The 17206-nt window shown below is 41.3% G+C and carries 11 protein-coding genes; 2 read left to right on the top strand and 9 right to left on the bottom strand.

What is annotated here, in order from left to right; translation table 11 throughout:
- Positions 1-335: 335 nt before the first annotated feature.
- The 5 genes from LC586_RS09410 to LC586_RS09390 form a co-directional block, all read right to left on the bottom strand.
- On the bottom strand, positions 336-2549 hold the full coding sequence (locus tag LC586_RS09410; RefSeq protein ID WP_229484301.1) for a tetratricopeptide repeat protein: 2214 nt from the start codon (positions 2547-2549) through the stop codon (positions 336-338).
- 264 nt (positions 2550-2813) lie between these two features.
- Entirely contained in the window at positions 2814-2993 is a 180-nt protein-coding gene (gene psb34, locus LC586_RS09405) for a photosystem II assembly protein Psb34 (protein ID WP_229484300.1), read from the bottom strand.
- A 372-nt stretch (positions 2994-3365) separates the two neighbouring features.
- Positions 3366-5468: a thiazole synthase gene (locus tag LC586_RS09400; RefSeq protein WP_229484299.1), complete on the bottom strand. Its 2103-nt coding sequence runs from the start codon at positions 5466-5468 to the stop codon at positions 3366-3368.
- 105 nt (positions 5469-5573) lie between these two features.
- Complete coding sequence (locus LC586_RS09395; RefSeq protein WP_229484298.1) at positions 5574-5972, bottom strand: hypothetical protein; 399 nt, start codon at positions 5970-5972, stop codon at positions 5574-5576.
- Positions 5973-5988: 16 nt separating this feature from the next.
- Positions 5989-6327, bottom strand: coding sequence for a 2Fe-2S iron-sulfur cluster-binding protein (locus LC586_RS09390; protein ID WP_229484297.1), 339 nt, complete (start codon positions 6325-6327; stop codon positions 5989-5991).
- Positions 6328-6402: 75 nt separating this feature from the next.
- Here LC586_RS09390 and cimA point away from each other — a divergent pair, with 75 nt between their 5' ends.
- The gene (cimA, locus tag LC586_RS09385; protein ID WP_229484296.1) at positions 6403-8100 is read left to right on the top strand and encodes a citramalate synthase; all 1698 of its coding nucleotides are present in this window, start codon (positions 6403-6405) and stop codon (positions 8098-8100) included.
- A gap of 217 nt (positions 8101-8317) precedes the next feature.
- On the opposite strand, the gene LC586_RS09380 is transcribed toward cimA, so the two are convergent.
- From LC586_RS09380 to LC586_RS09370, 3 genes are all read right to left on the bottom strand, one after another.
- Positions 8318-10546 (bottom strand): dynamin family protein, encoded by a 2229-nt coding sequence (locus LC586_RS09380; RefSeq protein ID WP_229484295.1) that lies wholly within the window; start codon positions 10544-10546, stop codon positions 8318-8320.
- Positions 10547-10562: 16 nt separating this feature from the next.
- Entirely contained in the window at positions 10563-11198 is a 636-nt protein-coding gene (locus tag LC586_RS09375) for a VWA domain-containing protein (protein WP_229484294.1), read from the bottom strand.
- A gap of 800 nt (positions 11199-11998) precedes the next feature.
- Positions 11999-12232: a hypothetical protein gene (locus LC586_RS09370; RefSeq protein WP_229484293.1), complete on the bottom strand. Its 234-nt coding sequence runs from the start codon at positions 12230-12232 to the stop codon at positions 11999-12001.
- Positions 12233-12392: 160 nt separating this feature from the next.
- On the opposite strand from LC586_RS09370, the gene LC586_RS09365 reads away from it, so the two are divergent.
- On the top strand, positions 12393-14633 hold the full coding sequence (locus LC586_RS09365; protein ID WP_229484292.1) for an NAD(P)/FAD-dependent oxidoreductase: 2241 nt from the start codon (positions 12393-12395) through the stop codon (positions 14631-14633).
- Positions 14634-14675: 42 nt separating this feature from the next.
- Here LC586_RS09365 and LC586_RS09360 read toward each other — a convergent pair whose 3' ends face one another.
- Positions 14676-16223 carry a hypothetical protein gene (locus LC586_RS09360; protein ID WP_229484291.1) on the bottom strand — a complete coding sequence of 516 codons (1548 nt, stop codon included), beginning with the start codon at positions 16221-16223 and terminating at the stop codon, positions 14676-14678.
- Positions 16224-17206 lie beyond the last annotated feature (983 nt).

Genomic DNA, 17206 nt, shown 5'->3' with positions numbered 1-17206 from the left:
CGCTTGGGTTAAGCCCCAAATCCGGGAGCATCCCAAATGTGTAAGTTATATCAAAACCACGCAATGACAAACACCTTCGTGCAAAATTGGGATGCTCCCCCAAATCCAATGCAAGAGACGTTGCAATTGCTAGTCTCTACATACCTAAAATCAATACCAAAAATCCTTAACCCAAGCGTATTGCTTTATAGCTCAATACGCTTGGATTAAGAAGAAGAATAGTAGGTTGGGTTGAGCATAAGCGTTACCCAACAAAGCCTTGATAATGTTGGGTTTTGTTCCTCAATCCAACCTACGCCAGTTTTAGTTTTTAGCCTTAACCCAAGCGTATTGCTTTATAGCTTTGACAAAATCTCTGGCAACAACTGACTAGGAACTTTAGATAAAGCCAGATTTTGTCCCTGTATGCCTAATTCATTATGAAAAGCACGAATAGTTTTCACTATATAATTAAAGGTTGTTTCATAAGCCTCTGGCTGTTTGGTTAATCCGTTTAAGGCTTGCAAATGGTTGTCTAATGCTACTTCTAAGTGTTGAGAACGTGTTGCTTTGTCACTATTAAATGACTTATCTATTACTAGCTGATAATGTGCTAGTCCCAGGTTGTTATAAGAGGCAAGCAAATCAAAACTTAAAGGAGTACCGCTAAGTGAGTGAGCCAAGGCTATGGCCTCTTCGTAAGCGCTGATACATAGTTGCAGATACTTTTGCCGTGCCTCTTTAGTTGTCTGAGATAGGTTTGCTAGATGCCAGTAGGCAGTACCCAGATTATTTTGTGTAGCAGCGCAGGCGCTGGGAACATTAGCTGGAGTGCGATACTTGAGAGCTTCAGTGTAGACATCTATAGCTAGCTGGAGATTTTGGGCAGGTTGTTCGTATTGTGCTAGATTCCAACAGGCGGTGCCGATGTTGTTTTGAATCATGCCATATTTGAGCGGTTCCTGTCCAGGGTTGTAGTGTAGAAGTGCTTCGTTGTAAGCTGCGATCGCTTTCTTTAAATGCACAATCGGTTGGTTGTATTGCCCTAGATGCCAGTAAGCAGTACCCAAATTGTTCTGGCAAGCCGCATACTTTAATGAGTCCATGTCGGCTGTACGGTAGCTGAGTGCTTCACTATAAGCTAAAACTGCTTGCTGCCAATTTTCAGATGGGTGAGAAAAACGAGCTAAATCACCATAAGCCGTCCCCAAATTATTTTGCACACGAGCGTAAGTTTCTAGATGTGTCTGGGGCGAAATCATCTTTAACGCCAACTGATAAAATTCTATTGCCTGCTCTATATAACTTTGTCCCTCCTCAGAATTGGGCGGTGTACGGTATAGCATCCAGTAGAGTGTACCCAAATCATTCAAGATATCTGGGAGTTGTGGTGAGGTTTCGTCATAGCTAATTGCCTCCTGATAGGCAATAATTGCTACCATCAGATTTTCTAGGGTTGAATCTCCTTGCTCAATCCGAAGGCGGTATAAGCTGCCCAAGCGATGATAAGCTTCTGCCAGTACCTCCCCTGGAACTTGCTTTTGGTGTAATTCTTCAATCTCCAACAAAATCTGCTGCGGTTGCAAGTAATCCTCTGTATCTTGAGCAATATTTGTATTTATTGTTGCTATTACTAGCTCCGTTAACTCGCTACTAATATGAGATAAAGACGACAGCGATTGATTATTACTCCCACTACCAGACCTATTAGTAGATTCCTGCTGTTGTGGCGCAGCCTTCAATAAATCTGCCGTTGATGGCGAAACTTCCTGGATTTTATGTACGCTATTCCCTTGTGTTTCTGCCGGAAAATCGGAATTATTCTTCAACTTTAACTCGCTGGCGGCGGTTCTGAGTTCTGCTTGGGTAACTGATTCATCTACAATCGACTGCTCAATATAGCCTAAATCCAAGCTTCTGGGATTAGAAAAACGTTCTGGATAACCCGAATTCTGAGTCGCTGGTGTGGGTTCTCCGGCAAACACAAATACGCCAGTCCGACAACGCCAAAACTGTGGCGCTGATTGCTTGATAGCAGATAACCAAGGACGCGATATCCATAACAGCAAGTTAGATTCAAGGAATCGGCTAGATTCTTGTACAGAGAAATATTGTTCGCTTAAGCGGAGATGGTGCAAAAATAACCGTTGTGTAGCGACTGGTTGCTTGGTGAGATGCTCCACGCCGACAATCTGAAATGCTGGTACTGGAAAAGGTCTTCCAGGGCTATCTTTTGATGCCCCAACAATTGGCGGTGGATAGTTTGCCAACCATTGATTTATTTGAACTATGGGATTGGGATCGTTTAAATTCAAACGCAACGTGACTAATCGCGGATAAGCTAGAGTGCTATTTTCTTGGGCATTTGATGGCTGAGATAGCACTTGTCCAATAGGATAAGCCAATGTAGAATGCAAACGGGTCGCTACTTGATTCCTTAAGTGTAAATCATCACATACTGCTAAAAAAATTTGTCGTCTTAAGCCAAGACTTAGGGCAAGTTTCAGGCGGTGGTATACTTGCCGATTCCAACTAGAATTATCATTTTGTGCAGTATCATTCACGCTCATGGCGGCTAAAGAGCCAAAACACAGTACATAATCACTTTTCTGGACGCATCCAAGTGGGCTAACTTCATAATAGAAATGATTTTTAAGCTAACGTTGTACCGCTTAGGATAAATTGAGTTTTTCAGGTATTGTAGAAGAAAACAGTATATAATTATACTTTAAATTTTAATTTAATTTTAACAAAAAATAAAAAAACAGGCTCCTTTTAAAATCGGAACCTGAAAAACTATCAAGAAAATGAAGTTTTATTAAAATATTTTATGATCAACTGCTCTTAGAAACAAAGAAGGCAACTAGAATCAAGCCGCCAACCAAAACTGTAGCGGCAATTCCTAGGAAGAGATAAGTTCGTTTTTGCCCTTCCGTGGGAGGTTCTGCTTGATAAATCTTTGGTTCCCGGGCAAAATTATTCAGAAGGCCGCCTTCTTCATTTGTATAGGGCATGAATTAATTCCTTTATCTTTATCGTTCATTTAATGTTACATAAATGCTAAATCCGCCCTTAAACTGCTAGACAAATCGTTACATTGAGCATTGGGGATTGGGGATTGGGGATTGGGGATTGGGGATTGGGGATTGGGGATTGGTTATTCCCCATGCCCCATGTTCCAGATACTGTTGATCAATTTACGAGGGGTTAAACCCCCCATCCCTAAAATCCTAGTTTTGCGTTGCTTTCCCGCCCTGCAATAAATTGCGGGCTAATAGCTAAAGTGCGTTGAAACGCACTGAAATTAAAGAAATTAAGATGGATTGGGGCTGATGGGTTAGAATCCCTACCAATTCGCCAACAGTATCTGCTCCATGCCCCATTCCCTAACTAGTAATCGTCCCAGTCAGAGGTGAACTAGGGCTGGCGTAGTCTTTGATAGGCATTCTGCCAGCAAGGTATGCTAGACGACCGGCAACTGTTGCTAAATTCATGGCACGAGCCATTGCTGCTGGGTTTGGAGAAAGAGCGATCGCACTATTAATCAACAAAGCATCTGCTCCCAATTCCATTGCCTGAGCGGCTTCTGAGGGTGAACCAATTCCGGCATCTACCACCACTGGTACACCCGCATTTTCGATGATGATTTGGATGTTGGCGGTTGTTTTTAGCCCTTGTCCAGAACCAATCGGCGATGCTAAAGGCATTACCGTAGCACAGCCTACTTCTTCTAAACGCTTGGCTAACATGGGGTCAGCGTTAATATAGGGCAATACTGCAAAGCCTTCTTTAACTAATTGTTCTGCGGCTTGCAGCGTCCCAATTGGATCTGGGAGTAAATACTTAAGATCAGGTATTACTTCTAACTTTATAAAGTTATTATCTTCCTGCCCCAACAATTTCGCCATTTCTCGCCCCAAACGCGCCACCCGAATCGCCTCTTCAGCAGTTTGGCAACCTGCGGTATTGGGCAACATCCAAATTTTTGTCCAATCTAAGGCTTCAGCTAAACCTTCATGTCCGGGGGCCTTGGTTTGTACCCGTCGTACTGCCACGGTGACAATTTGACAATCGCTGGCGGTGACACTTTGCTGCATTTCCTCAATGCTGCGATACTTACCAGTTCCAGTCATCAAGCGGGATTGGAAGGTTTTGCCAGCAATAATTAGTGGGGAGTCTTGAATGGGGAGAGACGCGATTAATCGCGTCTGTACTGGGGAATGGGGGGATATAGCAGGGTGATGCCCGTTGGAAAAATTGGCAGAGTGAGTCAGCATTGGCGTAGAGGTAGATGGCTTGGACTGGAAGCGCGAATAGTGGAAATCAGCAAGTAGAGGGTCAGACTTTTGTTCTAAGATGAAATCGGCAATCAATGCGGCTGTTACGGGTGCAAGTAGAATCCCGTTACGGTAATGACCTGTAGCAAGAGTTAAATTTTGACAGTGGCTAGTGCCAAGGATGGGCAACTCATCGGGGGTGGCTGGGCGAAATCCCCACCAGAATTCTTGGATGGGATAATGCTTTAGTTGCGGATACAGCCGGATGGCAGCTTGTAATAGTGTTTGAATGCCGTCTGGGGTGTTGTTGGGAATGAAACCAACGTCTTCGCTGGTTGCCCCAATAACAAGGCGATCGCGTCTTGGTACGATGTAAATATCCTGCCCAAACAAAACCCGCTTCAAGGGCAATTCCGGCGTAAATTCTGGTATCCGCACACTCAGCATTTGCCCTTTTCTGGGACGCACGGGTACTGGTAACAACTCATTTGACCAAGCACCTGAAGCTAAAACATAGTACGCGGCGCGAATTATTCCAGCATTGGTTTGTACGCCAACCACTTGTCCTTGCTGCTGTAAAAATGCTTCTACTGTAATCCCGTCTTTGAGTTCAACACCAACAGACTCAGCCGCCGTCCACAATACCTGAGCTAGAGCCTTATTATCAACTTGTGCGTCTTCAGGATACCACCAGCCACCAACTACCTCGGCTCCCAATCCTGGCTGATATTGATGAATTGCCTCTTTGTCTAACCAGTAAGCCGGGGATGAGGGGGATGAGGGGGATGAGGGGGATGAGGAGGATGAGGGGGATGAGGAGGAAAAACTTTTCCCTGTGCTCCTCTGCTCCTCTGCTTCCCCTGCTCCCTCATCTCCCCCTGCTCCCTCATCTCCCCCTGCCCCCTGCCCCTCTGCCTCCTCAAATACGGGTGCAAGGATGCCACAGGGACGGTAGCCAGTATTTAAGCCGGTTAGTTCTTCTAGTTTGCGCGTCCAGTCGGGATATAAAGCACGCGATCGCCAACACAATGAACGCATTGCCTCATTAGGGATGTTTTCCGCATCTGGTGCTAACATCCCGGCGGCGGCGTGGGTAGCGGCAGCCTGGAAGTCACGACAAAGCACGGTGACACTTGCCCCGCGCAGTTTTAGCTCAATGGCGATCGCTAAACCAATAACGCCGCCACCAATAATTACAATCTCACTAGTCATTAGTCATTAGTCACTAGTCATTAGTCATTAGTCATTAGTACATAACTAATAACTCATAACTCATAACTTATAACTTATAACTCGTAACTATAGACGGATCTATCGTTACCACAAGGCGCGAATTGGTTCGTTGCCTTGATTTGTATCGCCAGATGGCGTATTTGTTTGTGAAGAATCTGTATTGCCGTCTGTTGTAGTGTCAGCAGGTGATGTTGAGTCATCAGAAGGATTCTGGGCAACGCTGCTCCTGTTGTCAGGTCTTGGGGCTACAATAGTGCGTCTGTTTTGGTTTGTTTCAGTAGTTTCATTTCCTTCAGTTGCAGTTTCTTCATTCTTGCTGCCAGCACTGCTATTAACATTGATATTAGCTGGGAGGACTTGTGATTTTTTGTCACTGGGATTGTTAGCGCTTTGTACGCCCATCGGAAAGTTGATGCCCAGTAATGTACCAAGCAGAATGGCCAAACCTCCAGCCATTAAAATTAAGGGTGTCCATCTACCCATCTTGTCTTACTCCTTTTTAACCTTTTGGTGTCCACACTATTCGAGAACCTTGTCCCCAAAATCCATCAAACTTTGTCACTTTCACATCGCCTAAAACCAGAGTTTGACAGGCTAAACGCAAGTCTGTTGTAGGAGAATGGGGAGGAAACGAACGCCGTGCTCGATCACGCCAATTCGCTGCTGATACTTCGCCCTCTACCTTAACCGCGCAAGTTCCGCAACTGCCAATGCCCCGACAGTTGATTACCTTAGCACCGTCATTGTAGAGGTCAATACCATTTTGCAGCAAAATTGTTCGGAGATTGCTTTTGCTTACGCACTCAACTGTTTTACCTTGAGCTAGTACCTTAGGCATTTTTTAATTGCCAAACTGGCGTTTTGTTGTATATTGACACATTGCCTCGAAAGTTGTCTCGTCGGTCCCAGTTTTATGACCACAAATTCTTCACCTCAACTTTGGCTCTATGACACTACATTACGAGATGGCACTCAGCGCGAGGGGCTATCAGTATCGATAGAAGATAAGTTACGCATTGCTCGTAGACTTGATCAACTGGGAATTCCCTTTATTGAAGGCGGTTGGCCTGGTGCCAATCCCAAGGATGTACAATTTTTCTGGCAACTCCAAGAAGATCCACTCAAACAAGCTGAAATTGTGGCTTTTTGTTCGACTCGACGCCCTAATTCCACTGCCGCAACCGAACCGATGCTACAGGATATTTTAGCTGCGGGAACTCGCTGGGTAACGATTTTTGGCAAGTCTTGGGATTTACATGTCACAACAAGCCTCAAGACGACATTAGAAGAAAATTTGGCAATGATCCGCGACACGATTGAGTACCTCCGTTCTCAAGGGCGTCGCATTATCTACGATGCCGAACATTGGTTTGATGGTTACAAGCACAATCGGGATTATGCTTTACAGACATTAGAGGCTGCGATCGCATCTGGTGCTGAATGGCTAGTTCTTTGTGATACCAATGGTGGCACTTTACCCCATGAAATTAGCCAAATTGTTCAAGATGTGGTAAAGGTGACTGGGGAATGGGGAATGGGGAATGGGGAATGGGGAATGGGGAATGATTCTTCCCAATCACCAATGCCCAATGCCCAATGCCCAATGCCCCAAATTGGAATTCATACTCATAACGATTCGGAAATGGCGGTTGCTAACGCAATAGCCGCCGTGATGGCAGGGGCAAAGATGGTACAGGGGACAATTAACGGTTACGGTGAACGTTGCGGTAATGCTAACCTCTGTTCGTTAATTCCCAATTTACAATTGAAGCTGGGTTACAGTTGTATCACAGAAGACCAGCTAACACAACTTACAGAAGCTAGTCGTTTTATTAGTGAGGTGGTCAACCTCGCGCCAGATGAACACGCTCCCTTTGTAGGACTTTCGGCTTTTGCCCACAAAGGCGGTATTCATGTATCAGCGGTGGAACGTAATCCCCTGACTTACGAACATATTCAGCCGGAACAAGTCGGTAATCATCGCCGCATCGTGATTTCTGAACAGTCTGGACTTAGCAATGTTTTAGCTAAAGCCCGCAGTTTTGGCATTGACCTGGATCAACTGAAGGCAGAAGCCAAGCAAATTCTCCAGCGCCTCAAAGATTTGGAGAGTGAAGGATTTCAATTTGAAGCAGCAGAGGCTAGTTTTGCGCTACTGATGCACGAAGCTTTGGGAGGTCGCCAGAAATTTTTTGAAGTCAAAGGTTTTCAAGTCCACTGTGACTTGATTGAGGGGAAAGAAACTAGCAATGCCTTAGCTACAGTTAAACTCGCTGTTGATGGGAAAAATATTCTGGAGGCGGCGGAAGGTAATGGCCCAGTGGCAGCTTTGGATGCGGCTTTACGCAAGGCTTTGGTGAACTTTTATCCCCAAATAGCAACCTTTGATTTGACAGATTACAAAGTGCGGATTCTCAACGGACATACGGGCACTGCGGCGAAAACCCGTGTGTTGGTAGAGTCGGGCAATGGTCGTCAACGCTGGACAACGGTAGGAGTTTCTACCAATATTTTGGAGGCTTCCTATCAAGCAGTGGTGGAAGGATTGGAATATGGTTTGTTATTGCACTCCCAAGCGGAGGCGGCGGGAAAGCTTCTAGTTGATAAATAACACTGTATGGTGTAAATAAACTTTACACTTTTTAATGAAAATGGGAGGCGATCGCGCAACAATAGAGCAATCCTAAATGATTCGTGAGATCAGATCCCCGACTTGTTTGAGAAGTCGGGGATCTGTGGCTTTCAATTCTCACAAATCAAATAGGATTGCTCTATGACGCTTTAACTATTCTTTCACATCGGCAACATAATATTTGTTGCCCCTTGATTTATAGCTCGTTACTTATACTCTTGATGGTGCTATAGGTGTCCTTTATTATATCGCTTTTATTTTGTTCAAACTTAATAGCTTCTGATGTGTTGACTTTTTGACTAATTTGAAAAATTATATGTTCTTTTTCTTCTTCTAAGAGTCCCAATAATTCTCTTTCTAAATACTCGGTATGATTTTTGACACTGAATTTAACATATTTATTTATATCTTCTTTTAAATTACTAATGAAATTAATTAATATGTTTTTATATTCTTCTAATCCATCGATAACAATCTTTTCTAAACTAATATCCTGAGATTGTCTGAGGTTTTTACTTATTCTATTTAATTCATCGTTATAGTTAAAAAACAAGTAATCTACCAGACCGTTTAATCGCATTTCGATATCTCTCTTACTTAGCAAATTTTCTAAATTATTTAGTATTCTTTCTGGTAAGTAATCCTTGTTTACATCTTTAAGCTCTAAAAGAAGTTTATTTAGACGTTGAACAAAAAATGCTTCAATAGCAAATACTAATTTTTCTTTTAAAATAACATGAATTTTTATCGTTTCTTCAACTATGGGTAGGAATCTGTCATAAAATACTTTTATGTAATCGCCTGACTGTAATTTGTCTTTTAGCTCTTCTTTATTGAGTTGTGAAATTCTTCTATTAATTTCTTTTTCTACTTCAATTGTGTGTTCATTATTCCAAAAATCGATTTTAAGCGAGTCACGTACATGAAAGCTAAACTCTTGAATTTTCTGTTTTAGGCATTTAACAAAAATATCTGATTGTCTTGTGACTTCTATAGTGTGAATTTCTCTTGTTCTATCATTATCATCTTTATACCAATCATCGAAAACTTCTAAATGCTTTTTCAAAATTACTATTACTTGCAAAAGTTCACTTTTTGCATTTGTCAGAAATTCATCTTTTGCTTGATTATCTAAATAATCTAACAATGCATATCTAAAATATGAGAAGGCCTTTATTTCTTGATGCTCTAATAATTTTTTTGCTTCTTCTGAGGATATTTTATCTGCATTTGTTTGTGTTATTTTGATTAAGTCTAAATTACTAATCTCGCTTTTCAGCTTATCTGTTTGATTAATCGTTTCGTTTGCAATACAAGCCAGAAGCAGGTAATTTAGCGCTGAAGTTTTGAAGAATCTTTCACGAGTGATAGTTAAATTATATTGTTGTATTTTCTGAAAAAAGTTACCCTCCTCTTCAATTTTTTGATTTTGGTTTAATCTATCCCACTGATTAATAACCCAAAATGATCTTTGTAAGATTGTAGGATTAGTCCTATTCGTTTCTTCAAGGAAAATTATCTCTTGTCCTTCAAGTAATTGAAAAGGTTTCATGCAGACTACAAAAGCTTTAGCTTTTTCTTGAATATATTCTTTTGTAAATTGTATATGACGTTGATTTGCTACATTCAATCCAGGAAGATCAACTAAAACAATATTTTCAGGAACCTCTAGTTTCTCAAGATTGACTTCTATTCTATCTATAAAAAGAGAATCTTCATGTCCCTCAACATAGTTTTTTAATTCCGAAAGTTCTATACTTTTTTTTAAGATTTTATATTTATCATTATGCCATCCTGTAAAAAGGTTTTCAAGCGTTTTTAATGGTTTGGAATCTATTTGATTATTTACTTTTTCATATTCGGAAACCATTTCTTTAATTCGTTTTAAATGCTCAGATATATCTTCCAAATCGGATTCTTTATTAAGATTTTTATCAATTTTAATGCCTATTTCATTGCATAACTGATTCCAGAGAGATACTTTAGCGTTTTCATCTATATAATAAATCACTACTAAATCTTTGCTTCCTTTCCGTATGATTGTTGGAAAGGCTGTAGTTGATTGAATTTTTTCGGGAAGTAAGTCTCTATCTAAAATTCCATTAATAATGGTTGATTTTCCTGCTGAAAAGGAACCGAGAAAAGCCACAGGAAAATCTTCTTGTTCAAGTCTATGAATCCAGTCTCTTTTTTTTTCTAGAGATAGTTTTGTATTTTCATCAAGATGTAGATAAGGTAAGACTTTATCGTACCCATCAAATATTTTTTTAAATTGCGATATTATAGTGAGAAATCTATTACTAGATTTAATTTCATAACTTTCTGATTTTTCTAATATTTCAGAATCTACTAATTTTTTTTCATCTAATTTATATTGAGAATAACCTTTAAGATAATCTTCGAGATTTTTTTCAATATTTTCCATAAACAATCCTCTTTTTTTAATCAATAATTGCATTCAATAACACTTGTTCAAATGTTAAATTTCCTTCTTCAATATCTTCAATTGTAACTGTATCTACAATGTCATACTTAGCTTCGGCTTTTTCTTCTAAACTATCATCCAAAAATTTAAGAAATCTGGTTGCAGATTGATCGTTACCTATTTGAATAAAGGAGATAGCTAACTCTTCAGGTCTATCTATTTGTTTGGTCGCTTCTACAATTACTTTAATTACTTCAAACTGCTCGTCTGCTTCTCCATCAGTAACAACTAATATTGTTTCTCCATTTGCTTTTGCTTGTCCCTTTGCCTTTCTCTGAAAGTAGTTTTGTAAAGCATCTTGCAAAACACTTGCTAGGTTGGTACGACCTGAAGGTTCGTTTTCTTTAAATATTTGTTTAACCTTGCTGGCAGTAACATTTTCAAAACGCTTAAACTTATTTGAGAATATATATATAGTAATACCATCAGGATCGTATTTTTCGCATTTCCGAGCTAAAGCAAGTGTCGATTCTTGCATTACGTCCCAACGGCTTTTACTACCTTCTAAACCATTGTCAGGATCTGACATACTCCCACTTTTATCAATGATTAATGTGTAGTCCCGTTTTTCTAAGTTATGCTTTTCTGACATAGTAGATTTACCCTTAATTTAAATCTATGTTTTTATAACAGGATTAGACAAATTATTCCCTAAATTAAAATGCGTTTTTAAAACTAATTTCAAACTTAAAAATAATTATTTCCAATTTCAGTGCAGATTTAAACTGTATTAATCTATGCTCAGTATCTAGTAACTCTACGGTTTACCTGAACATTAACTATAACGAGCAAGATAATTAATGCTTTAATTATCACCTAGTACAACAATACAATACAAAAGTAAAAAACACATACATTGTAGTATTTTTAGCGATTTCAACTAGGTGGCTTATTTCCACCTACCTGTACTAGTGTAGTGGTCTGTCAAATCTATTTTGATGGTTAGAGAAACGCGATAAATCGCCGTCTCTACAGAGAATTTATTCGTCAATTATTCCTTGACAGACTCTTAGTTTTAATTTTGAAATTTTGTTTGGCATACCCGATGATTTGATCGTTAAATCTTTTTGGAATCCTTAAATATAGAAGAGATGTCAAGATATGGTGTGTTGCTCACACAAAAAATTGTATAAAAATTTTTCTATACTGTATTGTACTTGTTTGTCACATACACTATTTTTAACTACATATTTTTTAATAACCTTTAAAAAAAGTATAGTGATATTAAATCAGCAAAACCAGCTAATATGGGGTTCTGCTATTTTTACAAACTGCTCACACTGCTGATGTCAAGCTGTTATGCTGAAACCTAAAAAGCGATCGCCAATATTTCAATATTTAGATGCAAATCTATAAATCTCATGCTGCGACCAAATCGTCGATCGCCAAATTCTAAGAGAACTTTTCCCAGGATTGAGCAACTAATTGGCTCAACCAGCGACGTTGTTGCTGATCCAGCAGTGGATCTTCTGCTAGCAACTGAGCGGTTAATTCTTCCAAAGATTGACCCTGAGCGCGGACAATTTTAATTAATCCAGCGATCGCACTGGCAACTAGTTCTTCATCAATCGGCTGTTGTCGTAGGGCAACAATTTCCTGGGGACTGTCTGGAATGGGATAATTCATGGCGTGGGTTTACAGAAATACAAAATGAACAATAAATTTGACAAATTCTTAAAATTTCTTCACTGAATCTTTACGAAAGTAATAGGGCGGAGTTTACCTTACTTTGTGCCTTCATAAAATCTGTCTTAGTGAGTAGATTGATCGGAGATGTCAGGAAAACATGAGAGAAATCCTTTATTTAGAAGTTCCAACTCCGGATATAGCAACTGTGCGTAGCTGGTTACAAACAGATTTTGAACCCGGAAATGGAGAAAAAGTGCTTACCTCGGAAGGCTTTCGCCTCAAAATCCCCAGTGCTACTACAACTGCTGGGGTGGCTCTTTGGGGAAACTTGCCTGCGGAACTTTCGGTATTTGTCTGGTCGGTGCAACGAACTACTTATCTAAAAGTGTTTCGTTGGGCAGAACAACCCTTTCCCAAAGAGGGGCAGATTTTGCAACGCCTAACCAAAGAAATCAGAAGCCGTTTTGAGCATCATTACCCAGAACCGCCAGCAATTGATTTATCTAAGCAATCAATATTTGCAGCACTAGGCTCTGCTTACCCCCTCACCGTCAAGTATTTTCAGAAAATGCCCAACGGTGAATACGATCTAACGCGTGCCTACTGGTGGGAACAACGATGGCGCGAAGGAGTACGGAATCCGCAGCAGCCGCGTCAAGTGGTGTTTTCCAGTCAAGGGGACAGGGGAGCAGGGGGAGATGAGGGAGCAGGGGGAGATGAGGGAGCAGGGGGAGATGAGGGAGCAGGGGGAGATGAGGGAGCAGGGGGAGATGAGGGAGATGGAAAAATAATATCCTCCTCATCCCCCTCATCCTCCTCATCCTCCTCATCCCCCTCATCCCCTACTTACGACATCATCTACATCGGTGGCGCACTAGGCGCGATTCATGCAGCACTGATGGCAAAACTCGGATATAAAGTCTTGCTGCTGGAACGAATGCCTTTTGGGCGGATGAATCGAGAATGGAATATTTCCCGCGATGAGATTCAAAGCTTAGTTAACCTGGGTTTAGTCACCCCCGCTGAGTTAGAAACCATCATTGCCAGGGAATACAAAGACGGATTCAATAAGTTTTTTGATGCTAATAATCCATCCAAACTGCGATCGCCCGTCCTCCACACACCCACAGTCCTAAATTTAGGTTTAGATTCCGAAAAATGGCTCCAAATGTGTGGGCAAAAACTGCAAGCGGCAGGCGGTGAAATCTGGGATGAAACAGAGTTTATCCGTGCAGATATTGATATATCACAAGTTCTTTTGAAAGTCAAGCACTTACCCAGTCAGGTTGAGAAGCAAGTAAGTGGACGACTGCTAATAGATGCAATGGGAACTGCGTCCCCCATCGCTTGGCAATTAAATGGTGGTCGGGCTTTTGATAGTGTATGTCCGACGGTGGGAGCGGCAATTGAGAGCGGATTTGAGCCGGAAGTATGGGATTCCCAGTATGGAGACGTTCTTTACAGTCATGGGGATATCTCGCGGGGAAGGCAGTTGATTTGGGAACTGTTTCCTGGGGCAGATGATGAACTGACGATTTATTTATTTCATTACCATGAGGTCAATGCTGAAAATCCCGGTTCCTTGCTAGAGATGTACGAGGACTTTTTCACGATTTTGCCAGAGTATCGCAGGTGCGATATGGACAAATTGGTGTGGAAGAAGCCGACATTTGGGTATATACCGGGGCATTTTAGTGTGGGAAGTAGCGATCGCACAGTTGCCTTTGATCGATTGATTGCGATCGGTGATGCAGCATCACTCCAGTCTCCCCTCGTCTTCACCGGTTTTGGTTCGCTAGTTCGCAACTTAGAGCGTTTAACAACCCTGTTGGATACTGCTCTCAAACATGACTTGTTAAGTTTCCGCCACTTGAACCAAATTCGCGCCTACCAAAGCAACGTTTCCGTCACTTGGCTATTTTCCAAAGGCATGATGGTACCCACTGGGAAATTTTTACCACCCCAGCGCATTAACTCCATGCTCAACACCTTCTTTGGACTGTTAGCAGACGAACCCCAAGAAGTAGCAGATAACTTCATTAAAGATAGGTGTGATTGGTTAACCTTTAACCGCCTAGCACTCAAAGCAGCGAGCAAAAATCCTGCCTTGCTTTTATGGATTTGGGAACTTGCTGGGCCAAGGGATTTGCTCAGATGGCTTGGTAGTTATTTCAACTTCGGTCGTCATGCCCTGGTTGGTGCTTTGCTGAGTCCGTGGTTCGGGCGCTTCTTGAACCGGGTAGGTTTTTGGTTAGAACCCCGGAATCCGGGATTGTGGCTGTGGCTGTTGGCGATTAATTATGCGATCGCCACAGGCAAACCGCGATCGCGCGCTCAAGTAGTAAAAGCCAACCCAGAAGCCATAATTCCGAAGTCAGAAGTAAGAATTAGTCATTAGTATTAAACAAATGACTAAGGACAAATGACTAATGACAACTAACTATTGACTCTTGGGGCGAAAATTTGGCAGTTCCACAGATGCCAATGACTTACGCCCCTTGGGTGGACGCTGGGGATAAACCACTGGTGAAGGTGATGTATCATTGGTGTTATCACCTAATGACTCTGGAGGCAAATCAGTTGCCGATAATTCCAACTGTGTCAATTGTGAAACTTCTGACCAGTAATCTTCAGTTCCTTCAGGCGGCGTCTCAGTGTGAGGTGAAGTAGAAGAAACTGGTAAGTTATTGGCTGGTGAAACTACAGAATCTATTGTCCAAGAAGTGGAGGTAGTTGTAGGAGGATTAATTTCTGCTTCCAACTGCTTCTCCTGTGGATTTTCTAATTCCTCATCGTCTTCTAAGATTGTTGCTAAAGTCTCCCAGATAGGGGCATCACCCTGATTACTATCCACATTCGTTTTCGCCGCAGGTGGTGGTGATGCAGATGCAGGCTGGGAGGTGAAAAACATTTGGATGAGACTATCTAATTGCTGATCTAAATTTGATGACCCAGAAGTTGAAACAGCTTCCGGTGTATCTGGGAAATCCTCAATTTTGGGAGAGGGGACTGATTCTGGTGGTGTTGAGGGATTTTGCTTAACTGACCAGTTCCAAGATGATGGCGTCGGAGTCGGTTCATTTCTTTGGAATGGGATTGGTGCTGACGGTTCGCCCCAAGAATTATCTAGATCATCAGTCAAGGATTCGGGTTCTGCTGACCAAGGTTGAATTGGCTGGGCGTTAGGAAATAAAGATCGAGCTTTTCTAGAGAATCTTCCTTGCCCACTAGTTATGTCTTTGGGATGTTTTGCAGTATCTTCTAGGGAGTCATAGTTAGGAACCGATGTATCTAGACATTTTTCCAAAGCTGCTTTATATTGCAGCGTCTGGCGTTGTTGTCGCATCAGTCTAGTACGTAACTCCCGACAAACAGTTTCTGATTGCAATAACTGCTGAGACTGTTCGCTACTGTTAGTGTGTAGCAACGTACATTCTCGCTCTAACTGGGCAAGGCGTTGTTGGCTGATTTGTAGCTGTGCTTTATAACTTTCGGTGAGAATTTCCTGGCGTTTAACAGTTTGTACAGCAGTTTCTAATTGTTGAAATAGGGATTTTATCTGTTCTTGAGCCGCAGCCAGTTCTTTTGCGTGTTGGTTGAGCATCGACTCACTAACGCTGGAACGCGTTTTCTGCCACTGCAAAACCTTTTCTGACTCAGCTAGGTTGTCTTTTAGCTGCTCCACTTGTTCATACAAGTTATTGTTAGCCGCACGCAATTCTTCGTTCAATGCCAGCAGGTTCTGAAATTCCGAGTCAATAAGTGCTTGTTTGCCGCTTTCAGGCTCTGCAACCCAGTCCTGCTGGGTGGTATCTTTTGAAAATTGTGTATCTTCAGCTGGCATGAGGAGTGGTAGTTTGCTGACTACCATATTGTCATTAGGTACAACTGAGTAAAAGGGACAACTCGCCTGCTCCGATTGTGGCGAATTAGCAGAATTTAGGGATTCCATCACAGCCCCCTTATTTGAGGTGTTAGCTTCATTCATCACTCTTGACTCACCTGCTTAAAAATATTCAGCAGTGCTGGCATTAGCATTGCTTATCAACTCTGTCTAATCAGGGTTTGCTCTAGAAGCTAAGTTTAACTCTCTCCAAGCACCAGCAATTAATCATCAATTGGTGTTCCCGATTTTGTATCTAGACTGATGCCGTTATAACACTATGATGCTCTTTCCCGTCAAGAAGAGACGGAAGCGAAATTCGGGCCGCCTTTGGGGATAGGCGGCAGAGAAGACAAACCCGATGCTTAAAAACTAAACTGTATTGGCTGATGAAGTTTTTCTACATGGAAAAACTGCCTCACAACATAAATTATTGTCTATAAGCGCATCCGCCTTAATATTTAAATTAAAAATGTATATTTAAATACATTTTTATGCGGAGTTTTTTATTACTTAGGATAGATGTCAGTACAAGTATCTACTATTATTTCATAATTCTGTAGTACTTACGCATTGACAGAGACAACTAGCTGTGAATTACCTCTAGTTACAAGGCAGAGCCGGGGAACAAGGTAGAGCAAGACTTTTAGCTTAACAAGCTTATCATGCACATCACGGAGAATGTATCAAGTACCTAAGATCCTATTCTGTTATCTTGGGCGATCGCTATTTAATGTCAGCAAACAACTAAGAGCTTCTCTGAGAACTGGAATCTTAGGAAACCATGATGATTACGAATAAATACTTATAAATATTTGTTCAAAAAGTAGCAACCTAGCTAAGTAAATTCATAAAACTTTTTTAAAGAATAATCTCAACTTGATACAGGCTTTTTTCTGAGTAAATACAGTCCTAGTAAGCAATCTCAAGCTTAGTTAGCGAGAGGCTTTCTCTAACAACTTGCCTTCAATGTGTCAAGTTTGTTTAATGACTACAAGAAAATTGTTTAAAGTATACTTGGCTACTTATAGCATAAAATACATTGTATAATAAAAAACTATAATTATATTATAATTAAGTGATAATAC

Origin of the sequence: Nostoc favosum CHAB5714 (genome assembly GCF_020829495.1) — a bacterium.
Lineage (GTDB): Bacteria > Cyanobacteriota > Cyanobacteriia > Cyanobacteriales > Nostocaceae > Nostoc > Nostoc favosum.
This window is presented reverse-complemented; position numbering and strand designations above follow the sequence as displayed.